The organism is Amycolatopsis sp. NPDC003865 (assembly GCF_053605345.1).
Genome location: NZ_JBSGJA010000017.1, coordinates 1 through 23598 on the forward strand (window position 1 = coordinate 1; position 23598 = coordinate 23598).

The following is a 23598-nucleotide window of genomic DNA, read 5'->3' on the forward strand; positions in this document are numbered from 1 at the left end:
GCGATGGCTACACACCTACAATCACCACCGCGGACACACCGCACTCGCAGGCCACCCACCCGCCAGCCGCGTCCCCAACCTCACAGGGCAATACACCTAGGACGCACCCGCCTCGAGCACCGCGAGATCGCGCACCGCGTACCGGTGGTGCTCGGCTTCTTCCTTCAGCACCACCTTGAGGCAGCGGCGCACGACGTAGTCCTGTTCGGGGTACGGGTCGGCCGGCTTGCGGCCGCACACCCGGTCGAGCTCGGCCGCGGTCAGCCCGTCGACGACGCGCCGCATCACGGCCATGCGGGCGAGCCGCGGCGCGAGCACCTCGTCGAGCGTCGGGGTCGCGTCGAGGTTCAAGCCCAGCTTCGCCGCCTCCTCCGGCGGCGTCCCCCCGGCGGGAAAGCCCAGCGGATGGTAGGGCGCTTCCTCCTCGAGCACGGCGTTGCCGAGCCAGGCATCGCAGGCGAACAGCAGGTGCCGGTGCGTCTCGACGAACGACCACTCGCCATCGACCCGCTCGTGCAGCTGGGCCTCGGGCAACTGCCGCGCCCGGGCGAGGGTCGCGTTCCACGAGTTTTCGATGGCGTCCCAAGCGGTCCGGTAATCCTCGGGAGACGCCGCGTCCCGCGCCAGCACCCGCTCGGGGTACCGGCGGTCCAGCTCGGCCTCGACATAGGCGGTCACGTCGACGTCGTTGACCACGACGCGCTCGAAGGCGCCGCCGAGGGAGATGTCGCCGCCGTAGCAGTCGACGATCTTCAGGCCGGTCACCTCGCAGTCGCGGATCTCGAGACCCGCGAGGTCGCACAGGTGGATGCGGGCACCGCGGAACCGGTCGCTCTGGACGTATTCGGAAGCCATCGCAGCAGTCTCGCACCGCGACCGGCCGCTCCGCAGGCGTTTCCCCGGAACTGCCCTACGTGCCCAGGATCCGCCGCGCCCGGGCGAGCACCGGCTTGTCCACCATGGCCCCGTCCACAGTGGACGCCGACTCCCCCGCCGTGACGACCCGGCGGGCCCACTCCCGCTCGGCTTCGCTCGGCGCGAAGCCCGCGCGGACCGGCTCGAGCTGCCTCGGGTGGACGCAGAGCTTGCCGCCGAACCCCAGCCGGCGGGCGTACCGGACGTCGGCGGCGAGCCGGTCGTCGTCGCGCAGGTCGGTGGTGACGCCGTCGACCGGCGGGGCCAGCCCGGCCGCCGCCGAGGCGATCACCAGCCGGGAACGCGCGTAGGCGAACGGTTCCGGGTCCTCGGGTGCGACGCCGAGTTCCGCGGCCAGGTCGACGCTGCCGAACGCCAGCCGCGTCACCGACGGGACGGCGGCCAGCTCACCGGCGCGTTCGACGCCGCGCGCGGTCTCGACGAGGGCCACGACCTCGCCGAACCCGGCGAGAACGCCGGGCGTTTCGGCCTTCGGCACGACGACCGGGACGCCACGCGCGGCGACCAGCGCGGCGTCGGCCTCGAACCACGGCGTGCCGGGGGCGTTGATCCGGACCGCGGCCCGGCCGGTCTCGAGCCAGGACGCGACCGCCGCGCGGGCGGCGTCCTTGTCCGCCGGGGCGACGGCGTCTTCGAGGTCCACGATCACGACGTCGGCGCCACTGGCCACGGCCTTGCCGAAGCGGTCGGGCCGGTCGCCGGGCACGAACAGGTAAGTGGTCGGGGGCACGCCGCCGAGCCTAGTAAGGGATCGCGCCGCCGGAGAGTGCGCGTTCACCCCATGCGGTGACGGCGCCCTCAGGACGACCGTGGAGGTCGTCGGACGAGAGGAAGAGACCATGCGCGGCGACTGGATCCACGACTGGGTGCTGGTGGAGATGGAATACCGGGCCGGGCCGCCCCGGCCGGCTCCGAGGCGACGGGAAGAACCCCGTCATCGGGCGGCGCTGTGGGCAGGGCTGTTCCCGGCCCGGCACGTCGAGGTGCGCCACGGCGGTTCCCCGGCGAACTGCTGAGCGTGCGCGTCGGGCAACCGCTTCGGTCGCGGGTTGACCACCCGCCGCCGTCCACCGGGAAACCTCAGCCGGCGAACCGGCCCACCGCCACGAACGCCGCCAGCACCAGCAGCACGACGTTCATCGGCAGCGCCTTGGTCTCCTTGCGCCGTGCGTGCACGATGATCGCACCGATCTGGACCACCGCCAGCCCGGTGGCCGCGAGCGGCGTCAGCACCGGCGCGATGTCGAGCGCCCAGGGCAGGATCAGCCCGAGCGCGCCGAGGATCTCGACGGCCCCGATACCCTTGATCGCCGCCGCGGAGAAGTCCGCTGTCCAGCCCATGTTCGGGTTTTCCAGCAGCTTCTCCCGCGGCGTCACGAGCTTCATGCCGCCGGCGCCGAGGTACAGCGCGGCGAGCACACCCGACACGATCCACAGGACGACGTTCACGATGACCTCCGGTCCGAAGAAAGTGATTGAACACTACATCACTTTCCGGAGGTTACTCCTCAACTTGGCTGGACCGTGACCGACTGCCCCGGCCGCAGGGTGATCACCCGGCGCCACACCCCGGCCCGCACCTCCGTCCGGGTCCCGCCGACGCTGCGGATCACCGCACGCGTCACCTTCCCGTCGCGCCACGCCAGGTCGACGTCGAAGCCGCCACGTGCGCCGATGCCGGTCACCCGGCCCGACCGCGCCCACGCCGAGGGCAGCGCCGGCAGCAGCTCCAGCACGCCGGGCCGCGAGTAGACGAGCATCTCGGCCATCGCCGCCGGCGCGCCGAGGTTCGCGTCGATCTGGAAGATCGTGTAGCTGCCCTGGCTGTACATGTCGAAGAAGTTCGGCGCGGTGCCGTTGCCGTTGCCGACCGACGGCCGCAGGACCGTCAGCAGCAGCTGGTACGCGCGGTCGGCGTCCTTCAGCCGCGCCCAGCACGCCGAGCGCCACGCGGTCGCCCAGCCGTAGCTGTCCATCCCGCGCGCGATCAGCAGTGCGCGCACCCCGTCGAGCAGCTCCCGCGGCGCGGTGTCGGCGGCGATCCGGTCGCCGGGGAAGAACCCGATCAGCGGGGACAGGTGCCGGTGCGTCGTTTCGCCGAGGTTGTCCGGTGACATCCACTCCTCGAGCCAGCCGGTCGCCGGGCTCACCTTCGGCAGGTACAGCTTCCGCTGCAGCCCCGCGATCCGGTCGCCGTACGCCCGGTCGCGGCCCAGGACCGCGACGGCTTCGCGGTAGTGCTCGAACAGGTCCCAGACGATCTCCTGCGAGTAGGTGTTGCCGCGGGTGTCCTGCGGGCCGTGCTCGGGCGACCAGTCATGGTCGTCGACGAGCACCTCGCGGCCGTCGACCGTCATCGGGACCAGCCGGGCCTCCCAGAACTCGACCGCCCCCTCGAGCAGCGGGTAGATCCTCGCGAGGTACGCCTTGTCCTGAGTGAACGCGTAGTGGTCCCACAGCGAGTTGCACAGCCAGGCGTTGCCGGCGGGGTGCCACCACCAGCCGGAGCCGCCGTAGATGTTCGTCGAGAACGCGACGGCCCAGCCCGCGACCTTGCCGCTGGTGTTGCGGAAGCGGTTCCTCGGGTCGTTGAACAGCCGGCTCGTGCTGTCCGTCCACACGGGAAGCTGCGCGAGGCAGTAGTCGGCCAGGGCAGTGAAGCTCTCCGGCAGCGCCGCCCGGTCGGCCAGCCAGTAGTTCATCTGGACGTTGATGTCGGTGTGGTAGTCGCTCATCCAGTCGGGCGTGTTGGTGTTCTGCCACAGTCCCTGCAAGCCCATCGGCAGCCCGTCGCGCGAACCCGTGATCGTCAGGTACCGCCCGAACTGCAGGTAGCTCGCCTCCAGCTCGGGGTCGGGGGTGGCCGGGTCGTCGTGGCGGGCCAGCAGCCGCGACCACGTGTCCAGCGCGCGCTTCGCCGGGGGCGACTGCCCGAGGTCGACGGTCATCCGGTCGTAGAGCCGCCGGTAGTCGGCGACGTGGGTGGCCAGCAGCGCGCCTCCCCCGGCCCGCAGGGCGTTCGACGCCTTCCGCTTCGCGAGCGCCGCGGGGTCGAGGGACGCATCGAGGAACTTCCGCGCTGCGTCCGGCACGTAGTTCGTGCCGCCACTCACGACGATGACCACCTCCCGGCTGCCGCCGAACGTGGTGTCGCCGGCGACGGTGCACGCGTACTTCAGGCCGTTGGCGAACTTGCCGGCGAACGCCGCCGGGCCGGTCGCGGTCTCGCCGCGGGTCGGCTCCAGCGAGACCGAGCCGGTGACGGGCCCGCCACTGAGCCGGATCACCACGACGTCGTCGGGGTGGCTCGCGAAGTACTCGCGGCGGTACCGCACGCCCCGGTGCCGGTAGGTGATCACGACGACGCCGTTGCTCAGGTCGAGCGTGCGGCGGTAGTCCGTGACACTGGTGTGCGCGGGCACCGAGATCCGCAGCTTCGCCAGCAGCCCGAGGGTGCCGAACTTCTCGCGTTCGTAGGGGAACTGGCCGTCGTCTTCGAGGACGTCGTTGGCGCCGCCGGTCCACAGCGACGCGTCGGCGAGATAGAGGAAGTCGGCGGCAGGATCACCGCCGACCAGGGCACCGATCCGACCATTGCCGATCGGCAGGCCTTGTTCGATGATCTTGTCCTCCGCCGCCGGGGCTGGGTACCACAGCGTCGTCGCCCGGGCGTCCGGGACGAGGTCCGCCTCGGTCGGACGCAAGACCTCAGCGCTTGCGGTGAAAGCAGGAACGCCACTGAAGGCGAGACCGGCGCCGACCGCGCCACCGAGCTTGAAGAAGGTACGGCGAGAGGGAGGGTTCGACATGTCGGATCCGTTCGGCGTTGAAGGCGGGACCGGCGTGCAGCCCGCCAAACATATGACCTATCCGGATCCGAGGTCAAGATTCTTCGTAATTAATCCGATTACTTACGAGCGCGCTCGATCAAGTACTCCTGGAAGGTGATCTCGCCTTCGCGGTGCTCGGGCGTCAGGTGACCGCCGTCGGCGTAGGCCCGGAACGTCTCCCCCGGCACCTTCAGCGGCACGATCCGCCGGAACCGCCCGTTCGCCTCGCCGACCGCCTGGGCCAGCTCGGTCGCCGTCAGGATCTCCGGGCCGCCGAAGTCGGGCACCCGGCCCGCCGGGTCGTCCCGCGCCAGCGACGTCAGCCGGCGGGCGACGTCCCGGACGTCCACCGGCTGGAAGGAGACCCGCGGCACCGGCACCACCGGGAGCCGGGTCGCGCCCGCGAGGAGCGTCCGGACCAGGCCGTGGAACTGCGTCGCCCGCTGGATCGTGTGGGGCAGACCGGAGGAGGCGATGAGTTCTTCGGTCTCGTGCTTGGTCCGGTAGTAGCCGAGCGGGACGCGGTCGACGCCGACGATCGAGACGTAGACCAGGTGCGTGACACCGGCCCAGCGGGCCGCTTCGACCAGCCTCGCGGCCAGGTCCGCTTCGCGCCCGAAGTAGTCGGTGGCGCAGTGGACGACGACGTCGACGCCGGCCACGGCGCTGTCGATGCCGCGCCCGCTCCGCAAGTCGCCGCGCACTACGTCCGGACCTGCCCGCCTGCTCAGCACCCGGACCTCTTCGCCCGCCGCCCGCAGCCGCGCCACGACCGCCGAACCGAGCCGCCCGGTGCCGCCGGTGACCAGGATCCGCACGTCGACCACCTCCGGCGTCATCCTGGCACGGCGGTGCCCGCCGGGAAACGGTTTCCCGGCGGGCACCACACGGTGTGCTCAGTTGCGGACGATGGTGAAGGTGGACGTCGTGTTGCGGATGTCCTGGTCGTTGTCGCTCAGCGTCAGCCCGGTGAAGGTCGCCGACCCGACGGCCGGGCCCTGACCCGGTTCCGGCAGCTCGTTGGCCCAGATCCCGATCCCCGACTTCGCGTCGAAGGCGTCACCGCTGCGGTGCGCCCCGGTGATCGACACGTTCGTCAGCACCGTGTCCTCGACCGGGTGCTCCGGCGTGGTGCCGTCGTACTTGGTCTGGAACATGATGCCGCTGTAGGTCGGGCCCTGGATGTCCACATCGGACACCCGGATGCCGCGGAACTCCTTGGACGCGGAGAACAGCCAGATCGCCGGGAAGGTCTGCTGGCCCCAGAAGTGGCCGCCGTCCCGGACGAGCGAGGCGTTCTGGACCATCGTCGGCTGCGGACCGAACCCGAGGAACGGGTAGCCGAAGTCGAGCGAGCTGATCGTGACCGCCGAGTACGTCAGCGTGTCCGCGATGTAGAGGTTGCGGAAGGTGTTGTTGTACCCGCCGTAGACCGCCAGCCCGGCCGCGCGCCACGGGGTGAGCGCGGTCAGGTTCTCGAACACGTTGTCGTACTGGTTGCCCGCGTTGATGTCCGTGGCGGCGAACAGCGCGAAGCTGTCGTCACCGGTGGACCGGGCTTCGATGTTGGTGACGTGGTTGCCGGTGCTCCCGTTCGTGAGGTTGACGCCGTCGGCGAAGGTGTCGCGGATCCGGGAGTTCTTGATCGTGGTGTTGTCCACGTTGGTGCCCCAGACCATGACCACCTGGTGCTCGACCCAGATGTTGTCGATCGTCAGGTTCGCCACGTTGGTCAGGTTGAACACCTTGCCGGGCCCGTCGATGCGGGAGGTGTAGTTCCCGAACACGGCGAACCCGCTGAACGTCGAGCCGTTCGCGCTCGACTGCACGTCGATGCCGATGTCGGTGTTCTCCTGACCCGAAGGCGCGGAGAACTTCGTGAACCACGGCCCGGCGCCGGTGACCGTGACGGCCTTGCCGTAGACGTTCAGCTTGCTCGACAGCGAGTAGCTCCCGGCCGGCAGGTAGACGCCGGTGAGGGTGCTGTCCTGCCGGACCTTGTCGAGGGCGTTCTGCACGTCCTGCTGGGTGAACCCGGCCGGCGTCGCGAAGTGCGCCGGGTCGGGGTTCGCGACCGCGGTGGCCTGCTCGAAGTTCACGAAGTCGATCGCGTAGTTCGTGCTGTTGGCCGCGTCCTTCTGCAGCTTGATCTTGTGCCCGGCGGGCACGGTCGTGCCGAGCATCGCGGACGCCTCGTCGTAGATGTGGCGCGGGCCGGTGCCCGGCGAGTTGCCCGGGCCGGTTTCGGCGCCGTAGAGCCACGCGTAGTGCGAGGTCAGGTCGATGGCCTTGAGGAACGTGCCGTCGACGTAGACGTTCAGCGTCGAGGTGATCCCGCCGCCGCCCGCGGAGTCCGGGATGGAGAACCGCGTGACGAGCGTGTTCGTGGACGCGCGGGTGGTGAACTCCACTGACGAGCCGGTCGAGTTCAGCGTCACGGCCTTGCGGCCCGACGCCTCGCCCGCGAGGTCGCCGATGACGCGGTTCGGCCCGATCACCGACGCCCCGCCGGCTACGACGCCGTCCTCGGCCTCGTACATGTCGTAGGGCATGTTCGCGCCCCGGCCGACGAACAGCGCCTGCGTGCTGGTGTTGTTGGCCTGCTTCACCGGCAGCTCGTTGGCGTCGTTCGCGACGACCGTCTTGACGGTGTACCGGCCGTTGGCGGCCGTCCAGGTGCCGACGGTGACCGGCGTAGCGGTGGCGCCCGCCGCGATGGCCCCGGTGTAGCTGCCGGTCAGCGTCTTCACGACGGCGCCGCTCTGGTCGGTGATCGTCACCGTGACGCCGTGGGCGCCGCTCGCGCTCGCCACGGTGCCCTGGTTGCGCAGGGTCGTGGTGAACGTGACCGAGTTTCCCGCGGACGGGTTGGTCGGCGACCACGCCGTGGCCGCGACGAGGTCGGAGCTCTGCACCGGGCTGACGACCAGGGCGGCCGAGCCGGTGTAGGAGTTGTTGGCCTCGTTCTGCTCGATGACGGCGTTGGCCTCGTCGACCTTGGCCGTCAGCTGGTAGCTGCCCGCGTCACGGGTACCGATGTTCGCCGACACGGTCGCCGAGGCGCCGGCCGCGAGGGCGCCGACGTTCGCGGTGCCGACTTTCGTCGTCCCCAGGTAGAGGTTGACGTTCGTCGCGCCCGAAGCCGCCGTCCCGGCGTTGCGGACGGTCGCCGACGCGGTGATCGAGTCGGTCTCGACGGGGTTCTGCGGCGACCACGACACCCCCGAGACGGTCAGATCCGGGTTCGGCGCGGGGACGCCGAAGACCTGGAACTCCGCCGCCTGCCCGCCGCCGGCACCCGAATTCGCGGTGACGCGCAGGCGGACGTCGGCGGCCCGGCCGCTCAGCGGGATCGTCACGGTGTTGCCGCTGGCCGGGCTGAAGCTGTAGGTCTGCGCGGCGGACAACGTGGCGAACGTGCTCGAAGCCTGGTCACGGCCTTCCACGGCGATCGTCTGCGTCCGCGGGCCCCACGCGGAGTCGGGGTTGAGCTTGACGACGACCTGGGTGAGGTCGGCGTTCGAGCCGAGGGCGACGGTCAGCAGGTTCGGGTAGGTCCCGCCGCCGCCCTCCCAGTAGGTGGTCAGGGAGTCGTCGTTGGCGTTCGCCGCGACGTACGTCCACTCGGTCGAGGACGCCGTGATCGGCTTGCCCGGCGCGAGGTTCGTGCCGGCCTGGGTGCCGTTGCGGGTCACGGTGTTGCTGTTCCCGGACTCGTTGCCGGCCGCGTCCTTCGCCCGCACGTAGTACGCGACAGTCGTGCCGTCGGGCTGGCTGTCCGTGTAGGTCAGCACGGTGCCCGCGACGCTGCCGCGGAGCTGGCCGTTGGCGTAGACGTCGTAGCCGGTGACGCCGGTGTTGTCGGTCGAAGCCGACCAGGTGAGCCGGATCTGGCCGCTCGCCGGCTGGGTGTAGGCGAGGTTGCCGGGCGCGGACGGCGGCTGCGTGTCCCCGCCGGCCGGGCCGTGCACCTCGAACTCCGACAGCTGCGCGGCGGGCCAGCCGGTGTTGGCGGAGACGTTCAGCCGCACGTACCGGGGCTTGCCGGTGACGTCCACGGTGACCGTGTTGGCCTTGGCGGGGTCGAAGACGTAGCCGGCCGAGGCCTTCAAGTCGGTGAAGCTCGTCCCGTCGGTGCTGCCCTGCACGCTGAAGGTCTCGGTGCGGGCGCCCCAGTTCGCGGCGGGGAGCTTCAGCACGAGCCGCGCGACGTCGGTGGGGGCGCCGAGGTCGGCCTGCACCCATTGCGGGAAGGCGTTGCCCGTGCTCTCCCAGTAGGTGTCCTGGTTGCCGTCGCCCACGTTCGCGACGGGGTAGCCGGCGAGCTGGCTGCTGGCGGTGTAGGTCGCGGAGGCGGCTTGGGCGGCGGGCTGCACGGCGGCGCCCACCGGCGTGGCCGGGGCGGCGCTCGCCACGACGGCGGGCGCGGCCAGAAGGAGGGACAGGGCGGCGTAGGTCGCCGCGCGCGACAGGAGTCGCTTCGTTCTCATGGGGTCCTCTGATCCGGGGAGGAGGGGAGACGCGTCGAGCACGCACGCCCCGGCGCGGGGACGTGCGGAACCGGGGAACGGGACAGGCGCGGACCGGGTCCGGGGGTGCGCGCGGGCAGCACGGAACAGCCGTCATGGGCACCTCTTCGTTGAGGGCTGGGCGGGATCTTCCTGACGTCTGCTGCGATTTCTCGCACTGTTGTCAGGTTCTTGCACTGATTCGTTCAAGAGTTACCGTGACGGGGGTCTCAAGTCAACGCCCGGGCGCGAAAAAGGCCTCCTCGCGGGGGATGCGAGGAGGCCTTGGCGGCTTCGGTCAGGAGTGGACGGCGCCCAGCCGGATCGCGTGCGTGCCCGGCGCGTTGACCGGCTCGCCGCAGTGCGCGCAGACGGTCGCCGGTTCCAGCACCTCGCCGCAGGCGTGGCGCCACAGGGTGGGCGGTTCGCCCTGGTGGACGTACTTGTCGCCCCAGGCCATCAGGCCGAGCAGGATCGGCTGCAGCGCGCGGCCGGCTTCGGTCGGGTGGTACTCGAAGCGCGGCGGGTGGTCTTCGTACCGGCGCTTCTCGAGGACGCCCGCGTCGACGAGCTTGCGCAGCCGCGTGGCCAGGATGTCCCGGCTGGCGCCGGTGTTCTCGGCGATCTGGTTAAACCGCCGCTCCCCCAGCATGATCTCGCGCAGCGCGAGCAGGCTCCACCGCTCGCCGACGACCTCGAGGGCTTCGGCGACCGAGCATTCACGACCACGCCGGACCATGCCACCTCCCTGGGGTTGAAAATCCAACCTAGCACGTCAAGGTCTGTGACCTGGCGGACAAGTGAGTTGTGTAATCCAACTTACCGGGCGTATACCGGAGAGATCCCCGATCTGCGAGGAGGCAGACGCCATGACGGACGCGGTGATCGTCGACGCGGTACGGACCCCGATCGGCAAGGGCAAGCCGAACGGCACACTGGCCGGGGTGCACCCGGTCGACCTGCACGCCCACGCGCTCCGCTCGCTCGTCGAGCGCACCGGCGTCGACCCGGCCCGGATCGACGACGTGATCAGCGGCGCCGTCGGCCAGATCGGCGAGCAGAGCATGAACACCGCCCGCTGGGCCGCGCTCGCCGCGGGGCTGCCGGAGTCGGTGCCGGCGGTGACCGTCGACCGGCAGTGCGGCAGCAGCCAGCAGGCCGTCCACTTCGCCGCGCAGGGCGTCATCGCCGGCGCGTACGACGTCGTGATCGCCTCCGGCGTCGAGTCGATGAGCCGGGTGCCGATGGGCAGCCAGGTGGCCGGGCGCGACCCGTTCGGGAGCCACGTCGCCGCCCGCTACCCCGACGGCCTGGTGCCGCAGGGCATCAGCGCCGAGCTGATCGCCGCGAAGTGGGGCTTCAGCCGGGCGCAGCTCGACGAGTTCTCCGCCGAAAGCCACCAGCGGGCCGCTCGCGCCTGGGCGGACGGGAAGTTCGCCGGGGAGGTCGCGCCGCTCAAGGCGCCCGGGCCGGACGGCGTGCTCGTCGACGTCACGACCGACGAAACCGTGCGGCCGTCGACCACCCCGGAGATCCTCGCCGGGCTGAAGCCCGCGTTCCGCGCCGACGTCTGGGAGCAGCGGTTCCCGGACCTCGGCTGGCACGTGACGGCCGGCAACTCGTCGCCGATCAACGACGGCGCCGCGGGCCTGCTGCTCACCAGCTCCGAGACGGCGAAGGCGCTCGGGTTGCGGCCGCGGGCGCGGATCCACAGCTTCGCCGTCGCGGGCGACGACCCGCTGTACATGCTGACCGGCGTCATCCCGGCCACGCGCAAGGTCCTCGCCCGGGCCGGGCTGTCGGTGGCCGACATCGACGCGTTCGAGGTCAACGAGGCGTTCGCCAGCGTCGTGCTCGCCTGGCAGGCCGAGATCGGCGCGGACCTGGCCAAGGTCAACGTCAACGGCGGCGCGATCGCCATCGGGCACCCGCTCGGCGGCAGCGGCGCCCGGCTGATGACGACGCTGCTGTCGGTGCTGGAGCAGACCGGCGGCCGCTACGGCCTGCAGACGATGTGCGAGGCCGGCGGCCTCGCCAACGCGACCGTCATCGAGCGCCTGGACTGACGGGTCAGGTACGCCCGCAGCGCCGCCACGGCTCCCCCGGGATCCGCGGCGGCGACCGGGAACACCTCGTCGAAGCCCTGCGCCAGCAGTTCCGCGCGCGTCTTCTCCAGCCGGCCGCCGAGCACCACCGGCAGCGCGGCCAGCGCGGGTTCCGCGCGCACGCGGCGGAGCACGTCCGTCCCCGACGCGCCGAGCACAGTGGACAGCACCAGGCAGCCCGGGCGCTCACGGCGGCAGGTCTCGAGCGCCTCGGCCGCCACGCACACCGTGTGCCCCTCGCGTTCGAGGACCACCTGCAACGCGACGAGGCTCCACGCCCCGGCGTCCAATCCCGACAGCACGACCTTCACCCCGGGGAGAGCCGCGAGCCCGCCGGGAAAATACGTCAGTCTTCGGGTGGCTCCTCGAGGCCGTCGCGCTCCGCCCACTCCAGCAGCGGTTCGATCGAGAAGACGGCCTGGTCGATGCCGGCGTGCAGGTCGCCCAGCTCGGCGAACCGGGCGGGGACCGTCGCGATGGTGAAGTCACCCGGCTCGGCGTCGTCGATCTCCTCCCAGCGGATCGGCGTCGAGACCGTGCCTTCCGGGTTGCCGCGCACGGAATACGCGCTCGCGATCGTGTGGTCGCGCGCGTTCTGGTTGTAGTCGACGAAGAGCAGCCTCGGGTCGCGGTCCTTGCGCCACCAGGTCGTCGTGACGTCGTCGGGCGCCCGGCGTTCGACCTCGCGGGCGAAGGCCAGCGCCGCCCGGCGCACGTCCGTGAACCCCCAGTTCGGCTCGATCCGGACGTAGACGTGCAGACCGCGCCCGCCCGAGGTCTTGGGCCAGCCGACCGCGCCGAGCTCGTCGAGGATCTCGTGGGCGACGTGCGCGACCCGCCGGACGCGGTCGTAGCCGCAGTCGGGCATCGGGTCGAGGTCGATCCGCCACTCGTCGGGCTTTTCGGTGTCGGCGCGCCGCGAGTTCCACGGGTGGAACTCCACTGTGGACATCTGCACCGCCCACGCGACGTGGGCCAGCTCGGTGACGCACAGCTCGTCGGCGTGCCGGTTGTAGCGCGGGAAGGTCACCCGGACCGTCTCCAGCCACGGCGGCGCGCCGTTCGGGACGCGCTTCTGGTGGACCTTCTCCCCCGCAACGCCGGACGGGAAGCGGTGCAGCATGCACGGCCGCTCGCGCAGGGCGTTGACGATGCCGTCACCCACCGAGAGGTAGTAGTTGACCAGGTCGAGCTTCGTCTCGCCGCGGGCCGGGAAGTAGACCCGGTCCGGGTTCGAGATCCGGACCGGGTGCGGGCCGACCTCCAGCTCCACCGACGGAGACTTCTGCGCCATGCGTCAGACGCTAGTGCAAAACCGGCGTTACGGTGGCCTGGTGAGCCTCCCGCCGGACGGGCACGTCCACACCGAATGGTCCTGGGACACGGTCACCGGATCGATGATCGGGTCCTGCGAACGGGCGCTGGAGCTGGGGCTGCCGTCGGTGGCGTTCACCGAGCACGCGGACCTGACGCCGTGGTTGATCCCCGAGCCCGTCCGGCCGCTGCTGCCGGACCACTTCCGGGTGCGGCTGCGCTCCGACGGCGTGCTCGAGCCGCCGGACCTCGACGTGCCGGGCTACCTGGCGTGCGTCGAGGAGTGCCGGGAGCGGTTCCCGTCGCTGCGGATCCTCTCGGGGGTCGAGTTGAGCGAGCCGCACTGGCACCGCCCGCGTGCCGACGCGCTGCTCGCCGCGCACGAGTTCGACCGGGTGCTGGGTTCGGTGCACTCCCTGCCCGGTGGCGGTCACCACCACGAGGTCACCGTCCTGGCCGACCGGCCGCCCGGCGACCTCCTCCGGGCGTACCTGGCGGAAGTGCTCGGGCTGGTCGAGTCGACGGCGGACTTCGCGGTGCTGGCCCACATCGACTACGCGCTGCGGTCGTGGCCGGCCGAGGGGCCGCCGTTCGCCGCGGCGGAGTTCGAGGAGGAGTTCCGCACGGTGCTGCGCGCGCTGGCGTCGAGCGGGCGCGCGCTGGAGGTCAACACGAAGGTGCCGCTGCCCGGCGACGTCGTGCGCTGGTGGTTCGCGGCCGGCGGGGAGGCGGTCGCGTTCGGCAGCGACGCGCACGAGCCGGGGCTGGTCGGCCACGGTTTCGCCGAGGCGGCGGCCCTGGTGGAGTCGTGCGGCTTCCGCCCGGGCCGCACCCCGCACGACTTCTGGCGCCGCTGACCCGGCGTCAGGTCAGGGCGTGGCGGCCGTAGGCGCGGGACTCCGCGCTCTGGTCGAGCAGCCTCGCCGCCACCCGGCCGATCGCCGCGTCCAGGTCCGCGCGGTTGCCCGTTCCCCAGTCGCCGAGGCGGTCGGCCAGCCAGTCGTGCCAGCCGCGGACCACCTTGTCGAATTCGGACCGTCCCGCCGGGGTCAGTTCCCAGCCGTCGCGGGCGTAGCGCAGGTGGCCGGTCAGCTCGAGCCGGTTGAACGCCGGTTCCAGCACCGGTGCCGGGACGCCGAAGTACTCGCCGATCGCCCGCAGCGTCGCCGGCTCGCCGCGGCGGTCACGCAGGTGGACCTGCAGCAGGCACCAGATCCCGCCCTCGTCGAGGTCGGTCCCGGCCCGCGACACGATCGCCGGGGCGACCTCGCGGCGCTCGCGGAAGAACAGCGTCGCGACCGCGCGTTCCAGTTCGCGGTCGTCCGTGCGGGCCTCCGGCATCGCGAAGCCGTCGCCGAGGTCCGGTGCCGCCGCCCGGGCGGTGTCGCGCAGCGGGACCTCCTTGAGGAAGAAGGCCAGGACCAGCGCCACCAGGCCGACCGGCGCCGCCGCGAGGAACACGACGTGCAGGGAGTCGCTGTAGGCCTTGATCACCGGCGCCGACACCGCCTCCGGCAGCGCGTGCAAGGCCGTCGGCACCTGCAGCGCCCGCGGGTCGACCCCCGGCGGCACCGGCAGCGCGGCCAGCTTGGGCGTCAGCTGGTTGGCGTACACCGTCCCGAAGATCGCCGCGCCGAACGAGCTGCCGATCGAGCGCAGGAACGTCACGCCGGAGGTCGCGACACCCAGGTCGGCGTAGTCGACGGTGTTCTGCACGGCGATGGTCAGCACCTGCATGCCCAGCCCAATACCCAGGCCGAGCACGGCCATGTACGCCGATGCCTCCCAGAAGCCCGTATCGGTGTCGAGCCGGGACAGCAGGTAGAGGCCGATCGTCATGCCCGCCGCCCCGGCCAGCGGGAAGATCTTGTAGCGCCCGGTCCTGCTGACCGCGTTGCCCGCCGCGATCGAGGCCACGAGCAGCGCCAGCACCATCGGCAGCAGCCGCACCCCGGACGTCGTCGCCGACGTGCCCTGCACGTACTGCATGTAGGTGGGCAGGTACGACAAAGCACCCAGCATCGCGAACCCGACGACGAAGCTCATGATCCCGCCGACGGTGAACACCGGGTTGCGGAACAGCCGCATCGGCAGCATCGGTTCCTTCGCCCGCAGCTCCACGAAGACGAACGCGGCGAGCAGCACCACCGACCCGATCGCCATCCCGATGATCACCGGTGAGCCCCACGCGTACTGCGTGCCGCCCCAGCTCGTCACGAGCGTGAGCCCGGTGGCGGCGAGGCCGATCAGCAGGATGCCGAGGTAGTCGATCACCGGCTTGACGGCGGCGCGCGCGTTCGGCATCGCCGACGACGCGACGACGAGCACGACGACGACCAGCGGGATGTTCACGTAGAACGCCCACCGCCAGGACAGGTGGTCGACGAAGAACCCGCCGAGCATCGGGCCGGCCACGGTCACCACGCCGAACACCGAGCCGAGGACGCCCTGGTACTTGCCGCGCTCGCGCAGCGGGACGACGTCGGCGATCAACGCGGTCGAGGTGACCATCAGCCCGCCGCCGCCCAGGCCCTGCACCGCGCGCCAGACGATCAGCCAGACCATGCTGTCGGCGAACCCGGCGCAGAACGAGCCGACGCCGAACACGATCACCGACAGCTGGAACATCAGCTTGCGGCCGAACAGGTCGCCGAGCTTGCCGACGACGACGGTCATGATCGTCTCGGCCAGCAGGTAGGACGTGACGACCCAGGACAGGTGCCCGGCGCCGCCGAGGTCGCCGACGATGGTGGGCAGCGCGGTGCCGACGATGGTCTGGTCCAGCGCGGCCAGGAGCATCCCGAGCAGCACGGCGCCGAACACCGCGTTGACGCGGGCCTTGCTCAGCGGTGCGGGCCCCGGCTCGTGGGCGACCTCCGCGGTGGCCGTCATGTCCTGCCCTCCTCGCTCGGCCTCCGAGGCTAGTGCGCGCCGTCCACTGTGGATAGCCACCCGTTCCGGTGGTCCGCGCCGGTCAGAGGGTCCAGCGCGCCCGCGGCGGCGTTTCGAGGACGAGCTCGCCGTCGACGGCCGCGGCGATCTCCTCCGGCGTCCAGGCGTCCCGGTGCAGCACCGGGCGGATGATCGCCGGCTGACGGACGGTGTGCAGGTGGCCGTCCGCCAGCCGGAACACCTGACCGGTGACGCCGGCGGACAGGTCGCTGAGCAGGTAGGTGACGAGCGGCGCGACGCACTCCGGCGGCTGCGCGCCGGGGTTTCCGCGCGGATCGGCGGCCATCAGGCGGGTCCAGGCGATCGGGCTGACGGCGTTGACCCGCACGCCGCGCTCGGCCAGGTCGGCCGCCCACGAGTACGTCATCGACGCCACCGCGCCCTTGGACGCCGAGTAGGCGGCGGCCCCGCGCTGCCCGATCATCGACCCCGAAGTCACGTTGACGAGAACACCGTTGCCCTGGGCAACCATCACCTTCGCGGCCGCTGTGCCGCAGTGGAGCGGGCCGAGGACGTTGGTTTCGATCAGCGCCCGGGTCCGCTCGGCGTCGTCGTCCTCCCACGGCGGGGCGTGGTAGCCGACGGCCGCGTTGTTCACGAGCCCGTCGACCTTGCCGAACCGGTTGCGGCACAAGGTGATCAGTTCCCGGGCGTAGCCCGCGTCGGCCACCGAGCCGACGCTCACCACCGCCGTGCCGCCGGCCGCCTCGATCGCGGCCACCGTCTCGTGGGCCGGTGCGGCGTCGATGTCGTTGACCACGACCGCGGCGCCCGACCCGGCCGCGTGCCGGGCGAACGCCCGCCCGAGCCCGCGCCCCGCCCCGGTGATCACGACCGCCCGTCCGTCCAGGATTCCCATGTGCTCCAGTGTGACCCAGCCGGGGAGCTCACGCTTCCCTGGTCAGCGTCACCTCGAACGGACGGAAGCCCTGCGCCCGGTAGAACGCCACCGCACCGTCGTTCGCCGCGTACGCCTGCACGATCAATTCGTTCGCGCCGCGTTCCCGGGCCCAGTCCACGAACGCCGACACCAGCGCCTCCCCCACTCCTTCACGCCGGTGCTCCGCGGCGACCCGCATGCTTTCCAGTGCCGCCCGCACGGCTGTCGGACGCAGTGAACTGACCGGCAGCAGCCGCCCGATCAAGTGGCCGGCGGCCGCACCGTCTTCCGCGCGGGCCAGCAGGCACAACGCCTTCTCGTCCCGGACGAGGCCCTGGTAGTACGCCGCGCCTTCGCGATCGGGCCAGCCGAGGTCCATCCGCGGGTCGCGGCTTCCGGCGTCCTCGGCGAACAGCGCGGCGGCCGAGGCGACGAGTTCGGGAACGTCTTCGGTGACACCGACGAAAACAGTCATACCCAGCACGGTAACCGCGTGTTTTTCGGAGTAAACCTCGATCTTCAGGGCCGTAGCCGAGCCAGGCCTTCCAAGGCGAGCTGCTCCAGATGGCCTGCCGCGGCGGCACTTCCGCCCGCGGCGTGGAAGGACGCAGCCACGGATTCCGCCGCCCGCCGGTACGACGGCTCGGTGAGCACCTCCCCGACCGCCGCCGCGATTCGATCGGCGTCGGCGCGGCCGAACCGCAGCCGGATGCCCGCTCCCGCGGCCACGACCTGGGCGGCCACGATGGGCTGGTCGTCGCGGATCGGGGCGACCACCAGCGGCAGGCCGTGCCACAGCGCTTCGCACACGGTGTTGTGGCCCGCGTGGCACAGCACCGCGTCCACCCGCGGCAGCAGCGCCAGCTGCGGGACCCGCGGCAGCGCCAGGACGTTCGGTGGCACCCGGCCCAGCGCCTCGCCGGGGTCGACGAGCACCGCGCGCGCGTCCAGCCCGGCGAACGCCTCCGACGCGGTCGCCAGGAACCGGCCGCCCGCGTCGGTGTTCGCCGTGCCGAGGGAAACCAGCACGGTCGGGCGGGGCGGGTCGAGCCACTCCCACGGGAAGTCCGTTGTGGACGGACGTGGGCCGAGCGCGGGCCCGACGAGCCGCACGCGCGGCGGGAGCGTGGCCGCGCCGAGCAGTTCACGCGTGGTGAACGCCAGGACGCCGTGCGGGGAGAACCGCGGGTCGGCCGAGCCGCGGCCGCCGGCGATCCGCGCCCGCAGGTCGTGCATCAGCGAGCCGACCCAGTCCGCGACCTTCGGCATGCTCGCGAGCGGATCGACCAGCTCGGCCGACGTCGTCGCCGACGTCACCCACGGCAGCCCGCGGGCCTCGGCCAGCAGCCCGCCGGCCAGTGCCTGCTGGTCGGCGACCACGACGTGCGGGGCGAAGGCGTCGATCGCCGCCGCGACGCCGGGGGCCATCGCGTCGGCCAGCGGGACGAGGAAGTCCTCCCAAAGGAACCGCAGCGCGGCGGGCCCCTTGAGCGCCGCCGGGCGCGCGGGAGCCCGGGCCGGCAGGCCGCAGGAGAAGACGAGCGCGTCCGGGCCTGCCAGCTGCCAGAGCAGGTCCTCGTGCCCGGCCCAGGCGACCTCGTGGCCGCGCGCGGCGAGTTCGGCGGCGACGCCGACGGCCGGGTTGACGTGCCCGACCAGCGGCGGGACGACGAACAGGAACCGGGCCACTACCGCGTCCGCGCCGGGACGCGCGAGGTGTCGCGGACCCAGCCGAAGATCAGCTCGATCACCTCGGCGGTCCGTTCGACCAGTACCGAGTGGCCTTGGTCGGGCAGCACGACGCAGCGGCAGGGGTCCAGGTGCGCCTCGAAGTGCGAGACCTGCTCGGCGAGGCCGGAGTCGCCGCCGAAGATGGCGAACACCGGGCAGCGCACGGCCGAGAGGTCGGCGGCGATCGTCGCGCTGCGCGGGACGTCCTCGGCGATCGTGGTGGTCTGGAGGATCTTGTTCGCCGCCTTCGACAGCCGCGCGGTGTGCGCGCCGTGGTTGTCGGCGATCCAGCCGATGACCTCGTCGATCGCCAGCCGGGTCTTGGCGTCGGCGAGCCCGTCGGCCATGTGCCGGGTCCACTCTTCCGTCGGCGGTTCGCCCTCGATGACCACGACGCTCGCCACCCGGTCCGGCCGGGCCGCGGCGAGCCCGAACGCCACCGACGCGCCGAAGGAGTTGCCGACGACGTGCACCGGCCGCGTCACGTCGCACGCGTCGAGGACCGCGACCAGGTCGGCGACGAACTCCTCCAGGTGGTACCCGGCCGCCGGGCGGGTCGTGCGGCCGTGTCCGCGCAGGTCGTACATCAGCACGTCGAGCCCCCGCTCGGCGAACGCCGGGCCGAGCGTGAAGTAGTAGCTGGCGAGGCTGTCGGTGAGCAGGCCGTGCACGCAGACGACGAGCGGGGCGTCGCCGTCGAGCGGCACCTCGGCGTTCAGCCGCTGGACGTGCACGTCCAGCTCGCCGGCGCGGACCTTGCTCACGCCGTCGCCCGCAGCGAAGCGACGATGTAGCGGACGAGCTCGCCGACGGTCAGCGCGATGATCTCCTCGAGGTCGCGCTCGGCGATGAAGGTCGCGAAGTTGACGCGCTCGCCGTAGTGCTCGCGCAGCTGCCCGGACAGCGCCACCAGGTCGACGCTCTCCAGCTCGAGGTCGTCGTGGAAGGTCGTGTCCATCGTGATTTCGGCGTCGTCGAGGCCGTACTCCTCCAGCAGCTCCCGCAGCATGCCGCTGAGCTGCGCGAGCACGGTCGTTTCGTCCGTGGCCGTGGTCTCGATGCTCATTCCGCGGTCTCCTTCGTCTCTTCGGTCCAGGCGACGACGTAGCGGCGCGGCGGTGCGCCGGGCAGGCTTTCGACGTCGGTGCAGTGCACGAGGAAGTCCTCGCCGGCGGCGCGGACGGTCAGCTCGTCCGGCGCCGCCGCGACGACCTCGAAGTGCCGGGGCTCGCCGCGCAGCCCGGTGCCGAGCAGCTTCGCCACGGCTTCCTTCGCCGTCCAGAACCGGGCGAACCAGCGCTCCGGGTCGCCGGTGAGCCCGGCGAACAGCGCCTGCTCGCCGGCACCGAGCGCGGCGTCCACAGTGGACCCGGTGCGGGCGGCGACCTCTTCGACGTCGATGCCGCACCGGGCGTGCCGGGCGATCGCCACACCGACTTCGCCGCGGTGCGCCACCGAAACCGTCAACGGCGGCAGCGTTCGGCCGTACGCCCCGGTCGCGTGCGGGCGGCCGGTGGCGTCGTTGCCGATGCGCAGCTCGGCCGGGAACATCTCCGCTTCACCACGCGCCCACAGGAACTGGCGGACGGCGTCCTTCGCCGCGATCCGGCCGAGCAGCCACTGGCGCCGGCCGCGCGGCGGTCGCTGGTCGTAGTCGTCGCGTTCGGCGCCCGCGAGGTAGTTGCGCATGATCAGCTCGCGGGTCGCCAGGTCCGGCCACTGCTCGTGCACCAGCGCCCAGCCGCCCGGCTGCTCGACCGACAGCGTCGAGCGTTCCGGGGTCCGGTCGGCCTGGCGGATGTGCGGGGTGCTGTCGAAGCGGCGGTCGCGCCAGCCGGTGAACTCGGCCCAGACCTGCCCGTCGTGGACCAGCTGCATGTCGGCGTCGAGGAACTCGCCGGTCAGCCCGGTGATCTTGACCAGGCAGTCCAGGCGCTCCCCCGGCGCCGGGTGGGGGCCGTGGAACCGGATCTCGCGCATGCCGACGGGGAACACGGTGGTGCGCTCGGTCAGCCGGGACATGATCCAGTAGCCGAGCACCTGGCCGACGTTGTCGAGCAGCGCGCCGGGCGCGGCGGGCGTGGTCAGGACGGCCCGGACGTGCCGCTCGCCGACCGCCGTCAGCTCGGTGACGCCCTGGAAGCGCGGGCCGTGGAACATCCAGCGTTCGTCGTACAGCTGCGCCGCCGTGGTCTCGGGCACCTGTTCGGCCGACGCCGGGAACGTCCAGGGTGCGGGCGCGTCCGCCGGGTACGCCGGCGCGAGTTCGACGGTCGCCTGGGAATAGCCGTCGAGGGCCGCGAGCACCCGGCCGGGCCCCTGGGGCCGGACCCGGACGCCGACGGTGACCGCCGGCACGGCCGTGATCCACTGGGTCAGCCGGACGTCGTGCACCGCGACCGCGCGCCGGCCGGGCGCGGCCTGCTCGGCGAAGCCCATCAGGTGGTCGATCACGGTGGTCGCCGGCACGACCGGCCAGCGGTCCCCGGCCTCGGCCTGCGGCGGCTGCTTGAAGAAGCAGTGGTCGAGCAGGTACGGCATCGCCTCGACCGACACGGCGAGCGTGGTGTCGAGCGGTTTCGGCGCCGGCAGGCGGCGGCTCGGCCGGGCGAGCACAGTGGACGCCAGGTCGGCGGTGTCGGCCAGCAGGGCGGCGAACTCCGCGGCGAGCGGGCCTTTCGCGGCCAGCTCGTCCACAGTGGACCTGCGGGCGGCGGGCAACGCGATGCGCGCGCGGACCTCGTCGTCCAGGGAGATCAGCCGGCCGCCCAGATCCAGCTTGACGGCCTTGTGCGGCGCCGGGCGATCGCCGGGCAGCCGCGTGAAGTCGATCTCGAGGCCGTCGGCCCACAGCGCGGTCGCGACGCGGCGCAGCTGCGCGAGCCCGGGCCGGTGCGCGGAGTGCGCGGCCACGACCAGGTGCTCTTCGCCGTGCAGGGTGTCGCCGACCAGCGAGCCGAGCTGGCCCGCGCCGACCTGCACGAACGCCCGGACGCCCGCCGCGTGCAGCGCGCGGACGAGCGGCCGGAACCGGACCGGCTCCAGCAGGTGCCGCACGAACAGTGCACGGATCCCCGCGTCGGTGGCCGGGTACTCCGACACCGTGGTCGCCGACCAGAGCGGTACCCGCGGCGGGTGCAGGGTGAAGGACGCGGCCGCGTCGCGGATCGGGCCGAGGTAGGGGCGCAGCATCGGCGTGTGGAACCCGGACCGGAAGGGCAGCACCTGGGCCACGATTCCCGCGTCCCGGAAGCGCGTGACCAGCTCGTCGACCGCCGCCGCGGGGCCGCAGATCATGGCCTGGTTGGGCGAGTTGTCGTGCGAGAGCACGACGTCCGCGCGGCCGGCCAGCTCGTCGAGGACGCGGGGCGCGGGCGCGCCGATCGCGGCGAACGCGAGGCCGGGGACGACGAGCGCGTCCGGGTCGAACCCGGCGAGGAACGCGTCGACCTCCTCTTCGGCGTGCACCCCGGCAACGGCCATCGCCGTCCACTCCCCCAGGCTGTGCCCGGCGACGGCGTCCGGCACGACGCCCAGCCGGTCCAGCGCGGCGTGGAGCAGCCGGCCCAATTCGAACACCGCGGTGCCCTGGCGGCCAACGTCGCCGACCTCGACGTCGTCGTGGTCCCACGGCAGGCCGAAGTGGCGGGCGACGTCGGCGCAGTTGAGCGCCAGCTCCGATTCCAGGCCGGGGAACACGAAGGCCAGCTTGCCCCCGCCCGGCCCGAGCAACGGGCGGTCGGCGAACCAGACATCGTTGCGGCCGCGCCACGGCTTCCCGCGGCCGACCGCCTTCCGGGCCAGCGCCAGGCGCTTCTCGGTCGGGTCGACGACGCCCAGCCGGACGGGCCCGTCGCCGGTCACCCGCGCGCCGGGCCGGTCGAGCAGGTCGCGCAGCTCGTCGACGCTGCGGGCCGCGAGCCGCAGCACGCGTTCGGGCTCCCGGACGACGACCGGTGTGGCGCGCCCGGGTGCCTGTTCGAGGACGACGTGCGCGTTGATCCCGCCGAACCCGAACGCGTTGACCCCCGCTCGCCGCACCGGCGCGTCCCACTCCTTCGCCGTGTCCAAAGTGGAGAAGCGGGTCCGGGCGAGCGCGGGGTGCGGGTCGTCGCAGTGCAGGGTGGGCAGCAGGACGCCGTGGTGCACGGCCAGCGCGGCCTTGACCAGCCCGGCGATCCCGGCGGCGGGCATGGTGTGCCCGATCATCGACTTCACCGAGCCGAGGACCGCGGCGCCCGCGGGACCGAAGACCTCTTCCAGGGTGGCGAGTTCGGCCGCGTCGCCGGCCGGGGTCGCCGTCCCGTGCGCTTCCAGGAGCCCGAGTGAGTCCGGTGCGGCCGGGTCCAGGCCCGCGGCCGCCCACGCCTGGCGCACCGCGCGGACCTGGCCGCCGGAATCCGGGTTGGCCAGGCTCGCGGTCCGGCCGTCGGAGGCGACGCCGGTGCCGGTGATCACGGCGTACACGCGGTCGCCGTCGCGCTCGGCGTCGGCCAGGCGCTTGAGCACCACGACGCCGGTGCCCTCGCCGATGAGCACGCCGTCGGCGTCGCGGTGGAACGGCCGGATCCGCTCGGACGGCGACAGGGCGCCGAGCTGGGTGAACACACTCCAGAAGGTGATGTCGTGGCAGTGGTGGACACCGCCGGCGAGCACGACGTCGCAGCGGCCGGAGGCGAGTTCGCGCACGGCGTGGTCGACGGCGATCAGCGAGGACGCGCAGGCGGCGTCCACTGTGTACGCCGGGCCGCGCAGGTCGAGGCGGTTGGCCAGCCGGGACGCGGCGAGGTTGGGCACGAGCCCGATAGCGGACTCCGGCGCCTCCGGCCCGAGCTGGTCGGTGAAGGCGCGCCGGACGGCGTCGAGCCGGTCTTCGCCGAGTTCCGGCAGGAGCTCGCCGAGCGTGCGGACGAGCTGGCTCGCCGTCCGGACGCGCTGGTCGAGCCGCACCAGCCCGGGCGTCAGGTAGCCGCCGCGGCCGAGGACGACACCCACCTTCGCCCGATCCGCCGGCAGCCGGTCCGGGCCGCCGGCGTCGGCGACGGCCTGCGCCGCGACCCGCAACGCGATCAGCTGGTCGGGTTCGGTGGCGGGCACCGAGTTCGGCATGATCCCGAAGCCGGTGACGTCCACTTCGGCCAGTTCGTCGACGAACCCGCCGCGGCGGCAGTAGACGCGGTCGGCGCGCCGCTCGCCGGGCGAATAGTGGACGTCATCCCACTTCTCGGGCGGGACTTCGGTGATGGCGTCCACGCCGCCGACGAGGTTGCGCCAGTACGCCGCGAGGTCCGGGGCGCCGGGCAGCAGCACCGACATCCCGACGATGGCGACGCGCACGTCCG

General features: G+C 72.4%; 19 protein-coding genes. 3 read left to right on the forward strand and 16 right to left on the reverse strand.

The annotated features are described in order from the left end of the window. Nucleotides 1–96: 96 nt before the first annotated feature. Nucleotides 97–855 carry a DinB family protein gene (locus tag ACWEVP_RS33525; protein WP_452066577.1) on the reverse strand — a complete coding sequence of 253 codons (759 nt, stop codon included), beginning with the start codon at nt 853–855 and terminating at the stop codon, nt 97–99. Nucleotides 856–910: 55 nt separating this feature from the next. Beyond that, nucleotides 911–1666 carry an HpcH/HpaI aldolase/citrate lyase family protein gene (locus ACWEVP_RS33530; RefSeq protein ID WP_452066578.1) on the reverse strand — a complete coding sequence of 252 codons (756 nt, stop codon included), beginning with the start codon at nt 1664–1666 and terminating at the stop codon, nt 911–913. Nucleotides 1667–1775: 109 nt separating this feature from the next. Between ACWEVP_RS33530 and ACWEVP_RS33535 the strand changes: the two genes are divergently transcribed. Further along, a complete protein-coding gene (locus ACWEVP_RS33535; protein WP_452066579.1) occupies nt 1776–1952 on the forward strand; it encodes a hypothetical protein in 177 nt (58 codons plus the stop codon). Nucleotides 1953–2016: 64 nt separating this feature from the next. On the opposite strand, the gene ACWEVP_RS33540 is transcribed toward ACWEVP_RS33535, so the two are convergent. The 5 genes from ACWEVP_RS33540 to ACWEVP_RS33560 all read right to left on the reverse strand — a co-directional run bounded on the left by ACWEVP_RS33540 (nt 2017) and on the right by ACWEVP_RS33560 (nt 10013). Further along, complete coding sequence (locus ACWEVP_RS33540; RefSeq protein WP_452066580.1) at nt 2017–2385, reverse strand: DoxX family protein; 369 nt, start codon at nt 2383–2385, stop codon at nt 2017–2019. A gap of 59 nt (nt 2386–2444) precedes the next feature. Further along, nucleotides 2445–4640, reverse strand: a complete 2196-nt coding sequence (locus ACWEVP_RS33545) for a glycosyl hydrolase family 95 catalytic domain-containing protein (protein ID WP_452066581.1) — start codon at nt 4638–4640, stop codon at nt 2445–2447. A gap of 203 nt (nt 4641–4843) precedes the next feature. After that, on the reverse strand, nt 4844–5605 hold the full coding sequence (locus ACWEVP_RS33550) for an SDR family oxidoreductase (RefSeq protein ID WP_452066582.1): 762 nt from the start codon (nt 5603–5605) through the stop codon (nt 4844–4846). 57 nt (nt 5606–5662) lie between these two features. Beyond that, on the reverse strand, nt 5663–9256 hold the full coding sequence (locus ACWEVP_RS33555; protein ID WP_452066583.1) for a discoidin domain-containing protein: 3594 nt from the start codon (nt 9254–9256) through the stop codon (nt 5663–5665). A gap of 316 nt (nt 9257–9572) precedes the next feature. Beyond that, nucleotides 9573–10013, reverse strand: coding sequence for a winged helix-turn-helix transcriptional regulator (locus tag ACWEVP_RS33560; protein WP_452066584.1), 441 nt, complete (start codon nt 10011–10013; stop codon nt 9573–9575). 130 nt (nt 10014–10143) lie between these two features. Between ACWEVP_RS33560 and ACWEVP_RS33565 the strand changes: the two genes are divergently transcribed. Next, nucleotides 10144–11340 (forward strand): thiolase family protein, encoded by a 1197-nt coding sequence (locus tag ACWEVP_RS33565; RefSeq protein ID WP_452066585.1) that lies wholly within the window; start codon nt 10144–10146, stop codon nt 11338–11340. Here ACWEVP_RS33565 and ACWEVP_RS33570 read toward each other — a convergent pair. Then, entirely contained in the window at nt 11271–11681 is a 411-nt protein-coding gene (locus tag ACWEVP_RS33570; RefSeq protein WP_452066586.1) for a hypothetical protein, read from the reverse strand. The genes ACWEVP_RS33565 and ACWEVP_RS33570 overlap by 70 nt on opposite strands. A 44-nt stretch (nt 11682–11725) precedes the next feature. After that, nucleotides 11726–12673: a non-homologous end-joining DNA ligase gene (gene ligD, locus ACWEVP_RS33575; RefSeq protein ID WP_452066587.1), complete on the reverse strand. Its 948-nt coding sequence runs from the start codon at nt 12671–12673 to the stop codon at nt 11726–11728. Between the two features lie 40 nt (nt 12674–12713). Between ligD and ACWEVP_RS33580 the strand changes: the two genes are divergently transcribed. Continuing rightward, nucleotides 12714–13550: a PHP domain-containing protein gene (locus tag ACWEVP_RS33580; protein ID WP_452066588.1), complete on the forward strand. Its 837-nt coding sequence runs from the start codon at nt 12714–12716 to the stop codon at nt 13548–13550. Between the two features lie 7 nt (nt 13551–13557). Here the strand turns inward: ACWEVP_RS33580 and ACWEVP_RS33585 are convergent, their stop codons facing one another. The 7 genes from ACWEVP_RS33585 to ACWEVP_RS33615 all read right to left on the reverse strand — a co-directional run bounded on the left by ACWEVP_RS33585 (nt 13558) and on the right by ACWEVP_RS33615 (nt 23572). Next, nucleotides 13558–15585: a DHA2 family efflux MFS transporter permease subunit gene (locus ACWEVP_RS33585; RefSeq protein WP_452066589.1), complete on the reverse strand. Its 2028-nt coding sequence runs from the start codon at nt 15583–15585 to the stop codon at nt 13558–13560. 82 nt (nt 15586–15667) lie between these two features. Continuing rightward, nucleotides 15668–16504, reverse strand: a complete 837-nt coding sequence (locus ACWEVP_RS33590) for an SDR family NAD(P)-dependent oxidoreductase (RefSeq protein WP_452066590.1) — start codon at nt 16502–16504, stop codon at nt 15668–15670. 28 nt (nt 16505–16532) lie between these two features. Then, nucleotides 16533–17000, reverse strand: coding sequence for a GNAT family N-acetyltransferase (locus ACWEVP_RS33595; protein WP_452066591.1), 468 nt, complete (start codon nt 16998–17000; stop codon nt 16533–16535). Nucleotides 17001–17044: 44 nt separating this feature from the next. Further along, nucleotides 17045–18214 (reverse strand): glycosyltransferase, encoded by a 1170-nt coding sequence (locus ACWEVP_RS33600; RefSeq protein ID WP_452066592.1) that lies wholly within the window; start codon nt 18212–18214, stop codon nt 17045–17047. Continuing rightward, nucleotides 18214–19020 (reverse strand): alpha/beta fold hydrolase, encoded by an 807-nt coding sequence (locus tag ACWEVP_RS33605; protein ID WP_452066593.1) that lies wholly within the window; start codon nt 19018–19020, stop codon nt 18214–18216. The genes ACWEVP_RS33600 and ACWEVP_RS33605 overlap by 1 nt, the downstream gene beginning before the upstream one ends. Beyond that, on the reverse strand, nt 19017–19322 hold the full coding sequence (locus tag ACWEVP_RS33610; protein WP_452066594.1) for an acyl carrier protein: 306 nt from the start codon (nt 19320–19322) through the stop codon (nt 19017–19019). Before ACWEVP_RS33610 ends, ACWEVP_RS33605 begins: the two co-directional genes overlap by 4 nt. Then, entirely contained in the window at nt 19319–23572 is a 4254-nt protein-coding gene (locus ACWEVP_RS33615; protein ID WP_452066773.1) for a beta-ketoacyl synthase N-terminal-like domain-containing protein, read from the reverse strand. Before ACWEVP_RS33615 ends, ACWEVP_RS33610 begins: the two co-directional genes overlap by 4 nt. Nucleotides 23573–23598: the final 26 nt, after the last annotated feature.